13 protein-coding genes are annotated in these 16,969 nt (G+C 49.6%); 7 read left to right on the forward strand and 6 right to left on the reverse strand.

The window, feature by feature from the left end:
* From B2067_RS03885 to B2067_RS03895, 3 genes are all read right to left on the reverse strand, one after another.
* Nucleotides 1-2,714: beta strand repeat-containing protein (locus tag B2067_RS03885; protein WP_301387527.1), on the reverse strand; the 2,714-nt coding region annotated here is incomplete at its 3' end.
* Between the two features lie 41 nt (nt 2,715-2,755).
* A complete protein-coding gene (locus B2067_RS03890; RefSeq protein WP_301387528.1) occupies nt 2,756-4,816 on the reverse strand; it encodes a ShlB/FhaC/HecB family hemolysin secretion/activation protein in 2,061 nt (686 codons plus the stop codon).
* Nucleotides 4,817-5,215: 399 nt separating this feature from the next.
* Complete coding sequence (locus B2067_RS03895) at nt 5,216-6,088, reverse strand: Stp1/IreP family PP2C-type Ser/Thr phosphatase (RefSeq protein WP_301376872.1); 873 nt, start codon at nt 6,086-6,088, stop codon at nt 5,216-5,218.
* Nucleotides 6,089-6,321: 233 nt separating this feature from the next.
* Here B2067_RS03895 and B2067_RS03900 point away from each other — a divergent pair, with 233 nt between their 5' ends.
* From B2067_RS03900 to B2067_RS03930, 7 genes are all read left to right on the forward strand, one after another.
* Complete coding sequence (locus B2067_RS03900) at nt 6,322-7,026, forward strand: transposase (RefSeq protein WP_068436235.1); 705 nt, start codon at nt 6,322-6,324, stop codon at nt 7,024-7,026.
* Between the two features lie 345 nt (nt 7,027-7,371).
* Nucleotides 7,372-7,860, forward strand: a complete 489-nt coding sequence (locus B2067_RS03905) for an Hcp family type VI secretion system effector (RefSeq protein ID WP_068436237.1) — start codon at nt 7,372-7,374, stop codon at nt 7,858-7,860.
* 130 nt (nt 7,861-7,990) lie between these two features.
* Complete coding sequence (locus B2067_RS03910; RefSeq protein WP_076516917.1) at nt 7,991-9,901, forward strand: type VI secretion system Vgr family protein; 1,911 nt, start codon at nt 7,991-7,993, stop codon at nt 9,899-9,901.
* 11 nt (nt 9,902-9,912) lie between these two features.
* Nucleotides 9,913-10,497: a DUF6931 family protein gene (locus tag B2067_RS03915; protein ID WP_068436241.1), complete on the forward strand. Its 585-nt coding sequence runs from the start codon at nt 9,913-9,915 to the stop codon at nt 10,495-10,497.
* 2 nt (nt 10,498-10,499) lie between these two features.
* Nucleotides 10,500-10,793, forward strand: a complete 294-nt coding sequence (locus B2067_RS03920; protein WP_076516919.1) for a PAAR domain-containing protein — start codon at nt 10,500-10,502, stop codon at nt 10,791-10,793.
* Nucleotides 10,794-11,291 carry a DUF6795 domain-containing protein gene (locus B2067_RS03925; protein ID WP_076516921.1) on the forward strand — a complete coding sequence of 166 codons (498 nt, stop codon included), beginning with the start codon at nt 10,794-10,796 and terminating at the stop codon, nt 11,289-11,291.
* 31 nt (nt 11,292-11,322) lie between these two features.
* A complete protein-coding gene (locus B2067_RS03930; RefSeq protein ID WP_084188976.1) occupies nt 11,323-12,558 on the forward strand; it encodes a lipase family protein in 1,236 nt (411 codons plus the stop codon).
* Nucleotides 12,559-12,598: 40 nt separating this feature from the next.
* Here B2067_RS03930 and tssH read toward each other — a convergent pair whose 3' ends face one another.
* From tssH to B2067_RS03945, 3 genes are all read right to left on the reverse strand, one after another.
* Nucleotides 12,599-15,259 carry a type VI secretion system ATPase TssH gene (tssH, locus tag B2067_RS03935; protein ID WP_301376877.1) on the reverse strand — a complete coding sequence of 887 codons (2,661 nt, stop codon included), beginning with the start codon at nt 15,257-15,259 and terminating at the stop codon, nt 12,599-12,601.
* A gap of 53 nt (nt 15,260-15,312) precedes the next feature.
* The gene (gene tssG / locus B2067_RS03940) at nt 15,313-16,452 is read right to left on the reverse strand and encodes a type VI secretion system baseplate subunit TssG (RefSeq protein WP_068436251.1); all 1,140 of its coding nucleotides are present in this window, start codon (nt 16,450-16,452) and stop codon (nt 15,313-15,315) included.
* On the reverse strand, nt 16,416-16,969 hold a 554-nt coding region (locus B2067_RS03945; protein WP_301387530.1), incomplete at its 5' end, for a type VI secretion system baseplate subunit TssF. The genes tssG and B2067_RS03945, both read right to left, overlap by 37 nt.

The following is a 16,969-nucleotide window of genomic DNA, read 5'->3' on the forward strand; positions in this document are numbered from 1 at the left end:
TCGATTGCTGACGCTGCATTAGTAACACTAATTTCGTTAGCGGTCAGTGTTGTGCCAGTCACTTCAAAGCTGTCTGCTTCAGTGCTGCCGGCGAGTGTGCCGCCATTCAGATCCGCATTTTCTGTCTCACGGAAAATGATGCCCAGAGTTTCGAGCGCGTAATCAACAGCACTACCCAACTCTGCGAACAGAGACGCATCGGCACCATCGGTGTTCACCTGATCAACACCATCATCCGCGTTGACTGCTGCAACGTTACTGAAGTTAATGCCTGCAGACGTCAGCGAGTTAGCACCCGTTACATCGAAGGTATCGGCATTAGAAGTGCCTGTTAGTATGCCATCACTAAGGTCCGCAGATTCAATATCCGTAAAACTGATATTGCTTGAGGTCAACGCTTCGTTAGTGCCCGCTTCAAGCACGGCGGCGCTAGTATTCAGTTGATCATCGCCGTCGTTGGCATCCACCGAAGCAACATTAGTGAAATCGATACCCGCAGAGGTCAGCTCATTAGCACCCGTTACATCGAAGGCATCCGCATTCGCCGTACCTGTCAGAGCCTTGGTTGTTAGGTCAGCACTTTCGATAGAGGTGAACTGATAATTTGCTGTGTTCAGCTCGTTGTCAGTACCAGTGAGTGTTGAGTTGGTATCATTAACAGTGATTGCATCATCACCAGTACCAGCATCGATTGCTGAGGCTGCATTAGTAACACTAATTTCGTTGGCGGTCAGAGTTGTGCCTGTGACTTCAAAGCTGTCTGCTTCAGAGCTGCCGGCGAGTGTGCCCCCATTAAGGTCTGCGTTTTCTGTCTCACGGAAAGTGATGCCCAGAGTTTCGAGCGCATAATCCACCGCACTTCCTAACTCTGCGAACAGAGACGCATCGGCACCATCGGTACTCACTTGGTCAGCACCATCATCTGCATTGACGACTTCAACGTTAGTGAAGTCGATACCAGCAGAAGTTATGGCATTAGCACCCGTGACATCGAATGCATCAGCATTAGCAGTACCGGTCAGTGTGCCATCGCCCAGGTCGGCAGACTCAATATCCGTGAAACTGATATTGTTTGAGGTCAACGCTTCATTGGTGCCTGCCACAAGCGTGGCTTCGGTAGTATTAAGTTGGTCAGCGCCATTGCCAGCATCCACAGATGAAACATTAGTAAAATCGATGTCCGCAGAGGTCAAAGCATTTGCGCCAGTCACGTCGAAGGTATCGGCATTCGCCGTACCAGTCAGTGCATTATCAGCGAGGTCTACCGTTTCAACCGACGAGAACGCGTAGTTGGCGGTAGCGATCTCATTGTCAGTGCCAGTGAGCGTTGAGTTAGTATCGTTAACGGTCAGAACATCAACACCATCGCCCGCATTAATGCCAGACGCTGCATTGGTGACAGAGATAGCATTAGCCGTCAGAGCAGCGCCGGTTACTTCGAAGGTATCTGTGCCGGCGGAACCTTCGAGAGCACCATTCGCGAGATTGAGGTTGTTAACACTAGTGATAGAAAAGTCTGCAGTACCGAGGGTTATCTCATTGTCAGCTCCAGTTAGCTGAGCATTATTTAATGTAGTGTTACCATTCTCGATAGTAACTTTGCTCGCGACAGCCATAGCCTGACCGTCAGTACCAAAGTCGATTGATGCACTATTACCAATCGTTAGCTCTGTAACAGCGCTTCCGTCATTATCAATATCTAAGCTAGCTGAAACGCCATTTAAAGTGACCTCCGCCCCCAGCCTAACGGTATCCCCATCGATATTAATCGATGAGGCTGTCGCAGTACCTTCGAGGTTAATGGCGTTGTTGTATATCGCGGATGCATTGCGGGCCGTCAGAAAAATCTGCTGGGCTTCCAAAGCCCCCGTACTACTGATGCCATTTAAGCCGATGGCACTGCCGACATTACCTGATACTTCGAAGCTAACAATACCATTAGAGTCAAAAGTAACCGCACCATTCGTACCCGCGCCCATACCTATAAAATCGGAAACGGTAATATCTGCTCCGTTAAGAACTGAACCACCAACCAGGACAACTCCCTGATCGATACCACTCAAATTTGCGCCATCTTGAATCGTAATGACGCCCGATCCCGAGCCTAGGTCCAGATTATCTATTGTTCCATCTAAGAAATCAGCAAGGTCACCGCCACCAGAAAAACCCGCTACTGCAAGGCTATTTACATTGATCGCGGATGTGCCAGCGAGCGTAACGCCATTGGGGTTTACAAGGATGATTTGACCATTAGCGTTTAGTTGACCCGCTATATTCGATAAAGAATTGCCGGTTACCTGGTTTACAAGTATTGCATTCGTATTTTGTTGATTGAATGTCACCGACGACCCATAGGAAATTCCAAAGCTCGTCCAGTCAGCAGAAACGCGGCTACCAGTGACATCGTATGTCGCGCTTGTCGCATTATTACCAGCGCCTGCATCAACTGTTCCCCCTTGTACATTTGTAAGGCCCGTCGGTAGCTCAGCCCACGCAACCGGCGCGACTACTTGCCCTGCAATTAAAGTGACATACACCCCACCTTTCAGGCCATCACGCACCCCGGCAAGGGTGGTACTCAAAGCTGATATAGCAACGCTCAGGGCATTTTTTCTGAAACTGTTTGATACGGTCTCAATGCGTTTTTTCGTGTAGTGGGTCATTGTCACTGCTCTCATTGCAAGAAGGGCTGAGCCCTCCGGTAGCTTATCCATGTGTACCGGCTGTCTGGTCGCCGGCGCTGCGCTTTTGTGCGTCAGAAATAAAAGTTGATGTCAGCGAATACTTCGATGGCATCAGGATTGTTATTCAGTGGTTCGGTACTGGCGTCACCATCCTGTGGGTCCAGGCTCGACTTGCCGTATACTGGGGTAGCAACAGACACTTTACTGCTGAAGGTCGACCCCCAGGTTGCTTTAAATACAAGGCCAGCGGCACTCATTTGTGCCCATTCGTCTTCTGCCAATGTACCGCTGTCCGTTATGAAGCCGCCGTTCTGAATGCCGTATGCTAGATCAAATAAAATACCGGCCTGGAATACATCATTGAGCGTATTTCTACCGAAGAGATTCCACTCAGGGAGGTCGAAGTACCACTCGTTGCTTATAAATGCGGATTTATCAGCAGAGAAGTCGCCGACCTGAAAACCGCGAACGCCCGTTGAGCCGCCCATACTGAATTGCTCAAACGAAGGGAGCGACTGGTCAGTATGCTGAAGGCGGACGCTGGTCAGTAAGCGGCTGTATTTCTCAGTAAATGGGAGAGGTATAAAGAACAGCGAGCTGGTATCAATCGCCGTGCGCACATAATTTTCATCAGCGCCCTCAACAACGTCGGTCTGGAAGCTACCGTACTGAACGCGGAGATTCGCGGTGTTGAGCATACGAATACCCGATTGACTCAGGCCATCTATGTAGAAGTTCCACTCACCCGCGACGACGTGATCTTCGGTCGACAGAAAATCGATATAACTCTCTACCGTTGAGGTTTTATCGGTAACTGCCAGTCCAGTCGACATATTAAAGTCACGGGTACGGCGAATCTGATAGTCATAACGAAGTGCGTAGGTAGTATTTACACCGCTGATTTCCAGGGCATTGATAATGCCGCCATCTTCATCGACAAGATCAAAGGTATTTCGGTCGGCACTGATCGTCACCCGGTTGCGCAGGTTAAATACAGGCAGAGAGTAACTGATCTGTCCCAGGTTACTGTGCGCCTCGCGCGTACCAATATCATCTGCAAGACCATCACCCGAATCATTCTGGCCGATATCTTCAGAACGTAGCAGGCCTATGCTCAGGTTGTCGCCAATGCCCGCTGGATTGTGCCATTGCATATTGCCGTATGCACGAGCTTTACCTGTAAACAGTGCACCGTGATTATCGAAACGCACGAGATAGGAGAAATCATCTTCCTCACGAACCACCAGGCGAAGCCGTGTTTCACCTGGATTACTACCCGCACTGAATGCACCGGTCAGTGTCATGCCGGGCAGATCATTAAGAATATAAAGCGCTTCTTCAACCTGCTGGCTGGTTACGATGCCACCAACGATATGCTCCAACGGAGACTCAAGCAGCTCCTCGCTGTAACGCTCATTACCCAGAGCTTCAAGCTGACCAAGGCGCCCTTCCATCACAGTAAAAGTCACTACGCCGTTCTCAACTTCCTGTGCTGGCAAAAGCACACGCGCCAGAAACAGCCCGCGCTTGCGGTAATAAATCGTCAGCAGGTTCGCAATTTCTTCCAGATCGGCAAAACTAAGGCCGCGGCTCCGTTTCTGATCACGGATTAACTCAATCAGCGCCTGCATATCTTCATGAGTCAGGTCATCAACGTCTGAATCACTGCCAATGTCGCGCAGATATGCCGTGATCTCACGAAGTTCATCCGGCGTATAACCAGCATCACCACGCTGATCTTCCTTCATATAAACGATGCGCAAACGTTCAGCCTCAGCCAACACACCTTCGCGCGTGATACCAAACTCAGGAAACTCTTCCAGGCGTTCAAAAGCGAATTTGTTTACAAGAATACGGGGGCCCGCATCACGGTCATTAATATCTGGGATATCGCCATCCGTGCTTGGCATCAGATCTTTCTGACGAGAGCGCTGACGGAAGTCTTCATCTGCGTCCGGCTGATCATCAGGCGCATTAATACCAAACACATCACGTAAAGAAGATGCCTGTTGCGCAGAAACACCGGGAACGACCGGGTCTGCAGCCTGGACCACGCCAGAAGCAAAAAGTGACAGTAACGACAACGTAACACCCCGGCGCACGGACGCACCCAGGCTGGAATGAATCAACATATCCCTGTTCCTTAAACGTGCAGGCATGGCCGCACACATCTGTGTTTTAACAAGAAGCAGTAGAGCCGGGAAGCGGCCCACGTAACGATCTCTATGAGGAAAATTCTGAGACATCCTTGCCCTACTGAAATTGCAATCCGTTTAGGGTCTGCTCGGGGCAGAGCCGCATAAATCGGGCCTTATCAACGCTATATTGACGCCACACCCGGTAAAAATCGGCGGCATTATAGCAACATGATCAGAGCTTGAATACCGGCCTGTTAAAACACATAAAAGACGAATTCGATCTCTGAACGGGAGTTTACCCAAAGAGAATCACACAGCAAAGAGGCTCGCCGGACAGAAAGTCAGGCAGGGCTGAAATGGGAATTTATATTATTGAGTAGCCACTCAACAGAGTTATTCCCCGGAACGAGGCTGATTTCTGCGAACGGTCGTATCTTCACCCTGCCCACTCGGTACTGAGATAACAGGCGCTACAGACTGATTCGGACCCACGGTAACCTCAAGCATCCCGACACTGATATTATCGCGGCCACCACTGTGATTCGCATCATCAATTAAGCGGTAGCAACACTCGAGTGCTGGACGGTGCGTTGCCAGAACATGTTGCAGCTCGGCGTTATCGAAATACTCAGTCAGGCCATCAGAACAGAGCATCAGCAATGCACTTTCAGTTAAACGGTAGGTTTTGAGGTCGGGCTCTACATCCTCCTGAACCCCCAGTGCACGGGTGATGTGGTTACGCACATCGCTGGTTCTGGCCTCTTCCTCGGTGAGCGTACCCGCATCAATCATTTCCTGAACCACGCTATGGTCACGGGTCAGCTGCGTCAGCCCCTTTAGGCTCCAGTGATACGCACGGGAATCGCCAACATGGGCCACCGTGAGTTGATCCTGCCACACCACAGAGAGAACCACCGTCGTTCCCATGTGAGAAAAATCCGGGTTCTCCGCTTTCGCTTCAATGATAGACAAGTTGGCCTTGTGAATGCCGCTACGAACCGCAGACTGAATCATCAGTTTCTGTTGCTCAGGGGTACAAGCAAGGAACGTCGGGGTAATCAGCTGACTGAAACAAAGACTGATCGTCTGAATGGCAATCCGGCTGGCAAGCGCGCCACCGCTGTAACCACCCATACCGTCGGCCACAACAACGTACGCGAATGGCTGATCAGGATGAGCAAACCACGTAATTGCATCCTCATTTTCCTCCCTGATCTGGCCGATATCCGTGCGACCATTTACTGCAAGAGAGACGCTTCTGCTCATTCCATTTTCCATATCTCAAGTGAACAGAGCACTCGCCCTCCGGGCAGGCTGCGGATACAGCGGCTCTGTGTGGACTCGAGCGATTAAAACAAAAAAAGCTGAGCGGTGACAGAATTTTTCCTGATTCGCCTCTGGTTGATTTTGCAACACCTGTTCAGCATAATTGGCCTCACTTCAGCGTGGCAGCGTCTGAAACTTCAGGGAATCACCGTCAGCAGGGACACATACTCGACATGGCAAGACTGCCGCGTATCAACATCGCCAACATCCCCCAGCACATCATTCAGGTCGGCCACAACAACCTGAATTGCTTCTTCGATGACGAAGATTACGAATTTTATCTGGCGTCATTGCAGAAGGCGGCTGAGCAATACGATGTCGATCTTCATGCCTATGTATTAATGCCCAATGCGATTCAGATGGTTGCCACACCGAACATCGCAAATGGAATTTCATCCATGATGCAGTCACTTGGCCGTCGCTACGTTCAATACGTCAATCACCGTTACCAGCGCTCGGGCACCTTATGGGGTGGCCGCTATAAGTCCAGCGTCATTGATTCCGAGGCCTACCTGCTTACCTGCTATCGCTACGTTGAACTGAAACCCATGCATGAAGGGATTGTCGAGAGTCCTGAGCTTTACGAGTGGTCAAGTTTCAACCACCACACTGGGCGAAAGAAGAGCAAAATTCTTGAGGACCACCGGCTGTACCTTGCGCTCGGCGATACCTACGAAGAGCGTGCCAATGAGTACAGTAAGCTATTCCGCTATGAATTCGACCGCGGACTGCTTACCTATATTGCTGAAACCATCAAACTCGGCCAGGTACTCGGCGGAGATCAGTTCACCGAGAAAATTGAAAAAATTGCCAACCACCGGGTACGCCCACTTAAGCGTGGCCGCCCGAAGAAGAAGTCAAAACCCACCACCGCTTAATCGGCGAATACGCCCAGTGGCGTAATATTACGCATCATTGTAATTTTCTCGATCATCGCAAAAAATTTCTTTTAATAAATCGTGTCAGAGTCAAACCGCTCACTGATCACTGGCTTCTCCCATGTAGTTAAAGGCCCTGTCTGTCTGCAGCCAGCCTCGTGAAAGTAACTGCTATAAATTCGTGCCAGAGTCGAATAAATAATAAAAAATCAGGGGTTTTCGTCTCGGGTCTAATCTGTTTAACTTGGCCTCACTTGCCATATGGCCGTGGTTTAAGCGCTGAAAATCAGCCCGCACAGCCAAGGCTTGAAGGAAATCTTTAACTAAATACAGAGGAATTGTTAAATGGCTATCTACATGAATTTCAACGGCAACAACCCACAAGGTAACGTAACTGCTGCTGGTTACGAGAACTGGATTGAAGTTGATAGCATGAGCTTCGGCGTTGGCCGCTCAATCACCATGCAAGCGGGTGCAATGTCTAACCGTGAAGCATCTCGTCCAAGCATCAGCGAAGTGACTGTAACTAAGCCACTGGACGCTGCTTCAGGTGGCCTGTTCAAGTCATCTGTTACTGGTGACGCTGGTGTTAAGGTAGAAATCCACGTTGTTCAGACTGGTGCAGAGAAAGTAGAAAAGTACGCTGTCTACACTCTGGAAGAAGTAATCATCTCTTCTTACAGCATCAGCGCTGCAGCTGGCGGTGCTCCAGCTGAGTCTATCTCTCTGAGCTTCGCAAAAATCGAAGCTGACCTGACTCACGCTGATAAGACCAACAAGAATACTAAGAACATGAAGGTTGGTTACGACCTGACTACTGCAAAACCACTGTAATAGGGTATCCTAACCCCATTACATCTCAGGGCAGCCTGCAACAGGCTGCTCTGTTCTAAAGGATTCTAACGCAAGTGGAAGCGTAGCCCCCTCATTACGCTACCCATCACAAACGCAGTGGTGATATAGCATGACGGCACTCAGTCAGAACAACCGCCTTATTCAGATAACGACTCCGTTAGGTAAAGACGCAATGATTGTGTCAGAGCTGACCGGTGACGAATATATTTCAGACCTTTTCCACTTCCACCTCGACTTATATTCTGACAACCACGAGATCGCTCAGAAAGACCTTCTCGGTAAAGACGTTACTATCAGCCTGCAATCAGAAAAGACGAAAGAATCACGCTATATTCACGGCTACATCAACCACCTGGCAATGCTTGATGTTAACGACGAAGGATTACGTCGATATCGTGCTGAGGTAGTGCCAGGGCTATGGTTCACAACACTCGGTGCGAAAAACAGGATCTTCCAAAAGAAAACTGCCGATAAGATCATCGAAGAAGTTCTGAAAGAATACAGCAAGCTTGTCTCATTCAAGCTGAATACCAAAGGCAAGTTTGCCGAACGTGAATACTGCGTTCAGTTTGAAGAAACGGACTTTGCCTTTGTATCACGCCTGCTCGCAGAAGAAGGCATCAGCTACTACTTCACACACAAAGACGGTGAACATGAACTTATCTTTGTCGATGATGCACAGGACTTCGTCGACTCAGGCGCGGCCAAAGCAGAATATGATGGCGGCGGTGTTCAGCCAGACATTCCATCCGTGCACAGCTGGCAGCGGACCTTTAATTACCATACAAATGCATTCGAATTCCGTGATTACTCCGAGAACACGACGAGTAAAGATCACAAGCAGACAGTTAAAACCAAATCAGACCTGAATAAAATTTCAGGTCTGACTACCCAGGGATATGGTGCTTTCCACTTGGAGCCCGAGGGAGATAGCGAGCACACTCTCATCGATGCTAAGAGTAAGTCCTTCGCTGAGAACAGCATGGAAGCCGTTGAGGCAGGGTTCGACGTTGCACAGGGTACGAGCAATATCATAGCCCTATCGGCGGGTGCACGTTTTGAACTTGAACACCCTATTTCCAGCGAAACAGGTAAGTACCTGGTGACTCACCTCAGCATCATTGCCCGCGATGGTAATGGCGAATCAACCCAGAACTCGAACCGTTTCAGCTGCGTTCCATCAGATACTTTGGTCAGGCCTCAGCACGACGCCTACCGACGCCAAGTTCATGCGCCTCAGGTCGCAACCGTATGTGAAGTAAAAGCCACAGGCAGTGACAGCTCCAAAGACACTTTCACCCAGGTAAAAGTTACCTTCCCATGGAACAGTGCCCAGAACTCTTGCTGGGTACGAGTCGTACAGCAATTCGCTGGTAAAGGCTGGGGTGCGAACTTCGTTCCGCGCGTCGACCAGGAAGTAGTCATCAGCTACATCAATGGCGACCCTGATCGCCCGCTGGTAACAGGGGCTGTTTATAACGGAACCAACGCAGGTCCGAACTACACATCGACGCAAAGCGGCTGGAAAACCATGGTCAAAGACAGTGAATTTAACGAACTGCGCTTTGACGATAAAAAAGGCAGCGAAGAAATTTATATGGAAGCCGGTAAAGATCACAACTGGATCATTCACAATGACCAGACCGGCACCGTCGAAAACGATCAGACCGTCACCGTTAAGAACGACCAGAAGCTGACCGTCGAACAGAATCGCACAGCAACCGTCAGTAAAGGCAACGATTCACTGACCGTATCGAAAGGCAATCAGACGACCAAAGTCGACTCAGGCAACCATAGCCTGAAAGTCAGCAAAGGTACGTCAACAATCGATGCTATGGGCGCGATTAAGATTACCTCCAAGACCTCAATCGAACTGAAAGTCGGCGCTAACAGCATAAAAATCGACCAGAGCGGCGTTCAGATTAAAGGCACCATGCTTAAAGCCAAAGCCAGCGCTATTGGCGAAGTATCAGCCGGCGGCATACTCACGGTGAAGGGTGCCCTGACCAAAATTAACTAAGTGGTAACAGCATGACTCAGCTGATAAAAATACAGGCGCTGACTGCCGACGAACTGCTCAAAGAATTTGAATTAACTGAGCCGGAGGCCGCTGATGTCGTGATTCCTGATACAGCGCCGCAGATCAGTATCGAGCGCTTGATGGAAGCAGGTTACTACCAGGATGCCATCAAACTACTGGCCCACGGCCTACCTAAGCGAGAGGCAGTCTGGTGGGCCTGCCTCGCTGCGAGAAAAGCCCAAAAGCCAGACACCGACGAACACAACATTAATGCCCTGTTGGCGACCGAAACCTGGGCTCGAAAACCCACAGAAGACCATCGCCAGCGCTGCAAAGAACTCGGTGAAAAAACACAGTACAAAACTGCAGCCAGCTGGGCGGCCACTGCAGCAAGTTGGTGTACCGGAAGCATGACCCCACCGGGCGAACCTGAGGTACCACCACCAGCCTACCTATACGCCCATGCAGTGGCCGGCAGCATCACACTCGCTTCAGCCACGATCGACCCGGAAAAAATTGAAGACAACTATAAGCTGTTTCTCGCTCAGGGCATCGATCTTGCCCGTGGCGGAAACGGCATGATCGAAGGAGCCTGATCATGGGAAAGCCAGCCTCACGCATCACTGACATGCACGTCTGCCCGATGTCATCTGGTCCGGTACCGCACGTTGGCGGCCCTATTGTCTCTCCCGGTGCACCTACAGTGCTCATCGGTAATATGCCTGCCGCGACTCTGGGCAGTATGTGTGTCTGCGTTGGGCCTCCCGACTCTATTGTCATGGGCAGTACAACCGTCCTGATGAGCAATAAGCCTGCAGCACGGATGGGCGACTCAACAGCTCACGGCGGTAAGATTGTATTGGGCTGCCCGACCGTTTTGGTGGGCGGGTGAATGGTGAAGCTTTCTCTTTTTATCGTATTAATAATTGCATTCGTAGGGGCTAACGCGATGTCAAAGAACAATAAAACGTGCTTATTCTCAGCAATATCCGGCACGATCACGCTCAATGGCAAGCCAGTTGCAAATGCAAGAATAAAGAGAGTTTCAGACGAACGGATTGACGAGTCAAAGACGGATGAAAATGGCTACTTCAGCATGCCTTCTGTTTTCGACACATCCATTTCCAATGCAATCAGGAAGTTCGTTCCCAGTCAGTTTGTTTCCCCACAGACGCTTTATGTTTATGTAGATGGGATGGAATACCAACTATTAGAGGGAATCAAACGTAAAGAGAGTGAATTTTCAGAATCACGGGGTAAACCTTGGATAATAAGCTGCGAATTAAGCGATGATCCAATCCGGTTCAGAATTGAAGGAAATGCCTTTTCTTCTAGGTGTAAGTGGGATGCTGAACACGACAGGAAGAAAATAATTTTACCACCAGAGTAATATCCATACATTTGCAAGGGATTATATAATTATGGAATTTCCACCACTGATGGCCGCAGAGATAGCGAACGATATCTACTATCTTGTTACAGCCGATAATACCGGATTCGGATATGAAACCTTTTACGATTTACACGAAGGTTACCTAGAGCTTCCAGAGCCACCTAGACTTGGTAAAAATACTGATTGTTCCACCCTGCCAATTCTAAAGGGAACTACGGGTTCCTTATTTTTCCTTAAATCTCAAACAGGTATGGGGCTAACAGCATTCGGGAAGGAATCGGGCTATAAGGGCCACGCTTTCATAGTATTCCGAGGTACAAACAAAAAATTCGCCGCAGATATTCTAACTGATGCAAGCGTAGGGATTACACAAAGATCCTCATATGGCCACCCGGTTCATAATGGATTTTCTGAATCATTCAATTCAATGAAGAGCCAAATAGACCCATTTTTGATTGAATGCGGTAAACGAAATATCGAACAGCTTCATATCATAGGCCATAGCCTTGGTGGCGCCCTCGCCACTCTATGTACTGAATACTCAAAATCCAAATATCCTACTCTACCAGTAAAATGCTATACATTTGGCTCTCCCCGAGTTGGCCTGAGGAACTTTTCCGATGAATTCACAAGGAAAATTGGTCCACAGAATATATACCGAGCTTATCACCGCACTGACCTGATTCCATGCATCCCATGCTGGCCTTTTATGCATGTTCCGGTAACTACAGGTGCAGACTATGACTATTTCCTGCCTAGTTCAGGTAATTTTGCAGCCTTAGCAGCACACGATATGGAGTTGTATAAAGACTCCGTCGAAGGTAAAAAGTGGCCAGCATTGAGAGGGCTGAAATATGAACACTTGCAGCCTACCGAAATTGAGCCTTGGCTTAATAATAAGTCGCCAGTTAGCTTTACCCCGACAAATCTTGAGTATTTAGATAAGGCTATTAACTATGTACTACTAAAAGTAGCAAAAGGTATAGGAAGCGCGGTTGGAGCGGGATTGACTGGATCGTTTACACTTCTGGATCAATTGGCTTACGTTTTAAGAAAGGGGATAGACCTAACCAAACATCTGTCCACGCTTGTACTTTCGCTGCTCAGAAAAATCGCTGAGTTGCTTGGAATGAGAAGGACCATTGAAGCAGCAGATGCTACCTTGGCCTTTATTAGAAATCTATTTGAAAGACTACACCGAAAAGTCAGTGAGCAAGCCCAGAAAATTCTCGATGCTGTTTTGGTTAATGGAAAATCGATATAAAAACCGGGGCTTTCGCCCCGTTTTTTTTTCCTACCGATAATCAGCTTACCTGATAAGTAAAGTCACCGTCTTCGGTGGCACCAATGTGCACCTTAGTAACTTCTTCGCCTTCGGCCATCTTCGCTAAGCACTCTGATGCCAGCGCCGGCAGCACGGTACGGTTGAGGATGGTTTCGATGTTACGAGCACCGGTATCGGATTCCTGACAACGTGCGACGATATTGATGAGTACATCTTCGTCGTAGCTGAATTCCGCACCGTATTTCTCGGTGAGGCGCTTCTCGATGCGACGCATGTTGATCGCTGCGATCTGCATCAGGTTCTCATCATCCAGTGGGTAGTATGCGATGGTATTCGCACGACCCATGAATGCCGGCTTGAAGTGCTGAAGTAAATGCGGACGGATATTATCAAGCAATACTTCAGGCTCTGGTTTCTCTTCAACCTGATTGAAGATAGCGCGAATCGCATCTTCACCCGCGTTCGACGTCATGATGATGATGGTATTCTTAAAGTCGATATCCCGGCCTTCACCGTCTTTGATCGTACCTTTATCGAACAGGTTGTAGAAAATGTCCTGAACGCCTGGGTGTGCCTTCTCCATCTCATCCAGCAGGATGACGGAGTACGGCTTACGGCGTGCAGCTTCGGTCAGTACACCGCCTTCGCCATAACCCACATACCCCGGAGGTGAACCAAGAAGCATAGAAACTTTATGCTCTTCTTTAAATTCAGACATGTTGATGGTGGTGATATTCTGCTCACCGCCAAATAACTCATCCGCCAGTGCAAGAGCCGTTTCTGTTTTACCCACACCCGACGTACCACAGAACAGGAAAACGCCCATTGGCTTACGCGGATCAGTTAAACCAGCACGCGAGGTCCGGATGACCTGTGCGATTGCTTCCAGCGCATGTGGCTGACCAATAACACGCTGGCCCAAGCGATCAGCAAGTGTCTGTACCGCAGTAATCTGATCACTGACCATTTTACCGACCGGAATACCTGTCCAGTTGGCGATCACCTCAGCGATAGCCTGCTCATCAACATTCGCTTGCATCAGAGGTGCATCCCCCTGAATGCCACTCAGTTCAGCGGTAAGCGCCTTCAGTTGAGTTTTAAGCGCATCGGCATCGCTGTCTGACAGTTTGTTGTCAGCATCTGCCATAAAGTTCTGGTCGATCTGGTCACGACACTCGCGGATCTGAGTAATCAATGCGGTTTCCTGTTCGTACTGAGTATTCAGATCAGCTAACAAGGTCTCTGCATTCTGTTTTTCTGCGTACAGATCAGCCAGACGTTCGGTATGCTCTCCCGTCGCCGCCGCTTCCCGCTCCAGTTTACCTATGGTTGTTTCCGCTCGTTGAATACGACGCTGAGCATCTTCAATCGCACCCGGTGTCGCCGACTGGCTGAGTGCTACACGTGCACACGCGGTATCCAGCAGGCTGACCGATTTATCCGGAAGCTGACGACCCGGAATATAGCGATGAGATAAAGTCACAGAAGCGATAATGGCTTCGTCCAGAATACGGACCTTATGGTGATCCTGCAGAGACTGAGCGATGCCTCGCATCATATCGATCGCTTTCTCTTCCGATGGTTCTTCAACTTTTACAACCTGGAAGCGACGGGTCAACGCTGGGTCACGCTCAAAATATTTTTTGTATTCAGCCCAGGTCGTCGCAGCAATAGTGCGCAGCTCGCCACGTGCCAGTGCAGGTTTCAGAAGGTTTGCTGCATCGCCCTGTCCTTCTTTTCCGCCCGCGCCAATCATGGTGTGCGCTTCATCGATGAACAGAATAATCGGAGTGACGGAAGCACGGACTTCTTCAATAACAGATTTAAGACGGTTCTCAAATTCGCCTTTCACGCTCGCACCTGCTTGCAGCAAGCCAAGGTCGAGAGTACGTACAGCAACACCTTTCAGCGGTTCAGGCACGTCACCCGCGGCAATACGCAAAGCGAAGCCTTCAACCACTGCGGTCTTACCGACACCGGCTTCACCCGTCATGATCGGGTTGTTCTGACGACGGCGGGTCAGGATGTCGATGCACTGACGAATCTCTTCATCACGGCCAAGTACCGGGTCAATCTGACCACTCTGAGCACGCTCCGTTAAGTTCACTGTGTACTTATCAAGCGCTGGCGTTTTAGACGCAGACACAGGGCCTGCCTGGCCGCCTTCTGAGCCTGGTTCATTACCACGAACCAGTGAATCGGTCTCGCCAGTGGTGCCGAAAATAGCGCGGGCAGTTTCACGGATAGATTCTGGCGCAATCTCTTTTAACTCAGGGCAGCTTTCAAGGAGCTGACGACGCGTGCTGTCTTCTAACAGCAAGGCCGCAAGCAGGTGACCTGAGCTGACGACGGGTTGTGCGTAGTCGACTGAAGCCAGCATCCAGGCGTTCTTAGCGGCTTCGACAATACTTGGGGCGAGAGCAGCCGGACGACTGCTGCCTGAACGGAAACGCGAGATCGTACCGGCCAGTTGTTTGGCGACACTCCCAGGATTAACGTCATGTTTTTCCAGCAAGGTAACAAAATCGGTGTCAGAGATATCGAGGAGTTTCAGCAACCAATGTTCGAGTTCAACATTGTACTGGCTGTGAGCAAGACACAGACCTGCTGCTCCTTCGAGCGAGTCCCTCATATAGGGCGACATTTTGTCGACCAGCGACTTCAGATTGATGTTAATCATGGGTTTATTCCTCGTTCATCTCTGAAATTATTGAATCCATGTGATCCGTGCGATTAGTAAGCCATCGGTAATGCATCATCCGGAACAGGCACGTGTTGGGATAGCCTGACTGATAACGCGTTTTCTTTTATCTTTTCTGGGTTCATATAAGTATTCCAACCAAGTAAAGGTTCAGACTTAGTTGGGTCGAATAAATCGTCAAGCGGAAAATATCTGGCGTCCAGCTTCACTTCAATATCAAAGTCCTGCTCTTCGCCAACGCTCATACGAATAAATGATTTTAATTCTTCAAGACCGCGAGACCCTGGCGCCAGGCTATGAAACTCTTCTTCATTGTGCGGCACGGTAATAACGGTAAATTTACTTTGTGCCTGATAACAACGGGTGCCCATGACCGTGCTGACACCCAGCGCATTATTCACGCCATGAGGGTGATCCTCGTCCGGGAGCCGGCAGCGTGCGTCTTCAGGTAAGTCGTACCATGAGCCATTAAACTGCTCGATATAGGTTTCAAGACCAAACATGCCTGCAATACTGCTCCTTAAAGACTCAGCTGAACAGATTCCACGGGCAAAGTGAGCGGCATACTGAGCAATTGGTTCATCCGGCATGGTGGAGCGATAACGTAACTCGGGAATACCCAGCCCCGCCAACGACAATAAAGCATCAGTAAACAGGTCTTTCTTTTCAGTCCCCTCTCTGACTGTCCTCTCGAACGAAGGGCCCATCTGGTACTTGTGCCATGCCTCATAAAACAACGAAATAGTGCGATGATTAAACAGGTCGAGGTAATCTTTCAAAGCCGGATTTTTCTGTCTCAGCTCAGAAATTACCGTCTCACTCAGATAGTAAGGCATCACCCCCTGACTACCCGTCAGCCCCATCATGGCGACTTCGACCTGCCATTGCAGTGCAGGGTTTTCCTCAGAGTCGTGACTGTGAATGCGTTTCTGAGATACCTTGGTGACGTCAGAACCATTGAAGGCCAGCGAATTTCGAGACGTAAAGTGAACCGCCTCCTGATCCGGACGCGCTAATCCACCGACAGACGCATCGGCAACATCGTCATCCTCGGTATTCTGCTGTGATGCAGACTCAAGCAAACGCACCGCCTGAAAAAAATCGAAGCGTTGTGGCTCGCTCTGCAATTGCTCAATCAGATTAAGGCTTTTTCGCCGGCGCGCGGTGGCCATCGCTTAAACTCCCCATCTTTTCCATTAAGCGTTACGGTTAACTTGGTAAACGAATTAATCGACCCGTACAGACCGAAGAAACGCTCCATAACACTGGCGAACATAAGCGGGCTCGTTCCCGCAAGCATTACTGGGTCCAGTTCGAGATCAATCTGTGTTCCGCGACACAAAGACACCATGCCATCCACCTGAACGGGCGACGTAACGGGCTTAGTATGAATCGCAGCAATCGCGTCGATCATATTGCGTGTACTGGCGGAGTCTCTGAAATCGTACAAGCGCAGAATCTCTTTAAGCGCTTCTACGGAGCCTCCCCCCTGACTCAGGGACAGGTGGTTAAGATTGAGGTGAGAAATCAAACGCCAGTAACCGCGTTCCCGCAGAGGCGGGCGGATGGTCGCAGACGGAACAACCACACACTGGATACGCTCGGTCGGATATTCATCATCAACCACTTCAAAATATGGTCGCCCTTGCCCCGTGGTCAGCTTTCTCGCCACATTACGATTTGTGCACA

Origin of the sequence: Thalassolituus sp. UBA2590 (assembly GCF_002339775.1) — a bacterium.
Taxonomy (GTDB): Bacteria; Pseudomonadota; Gammaproteobacteria; order Pseudomonadales; family Oceanobacteraceae; genus Thalassolituus.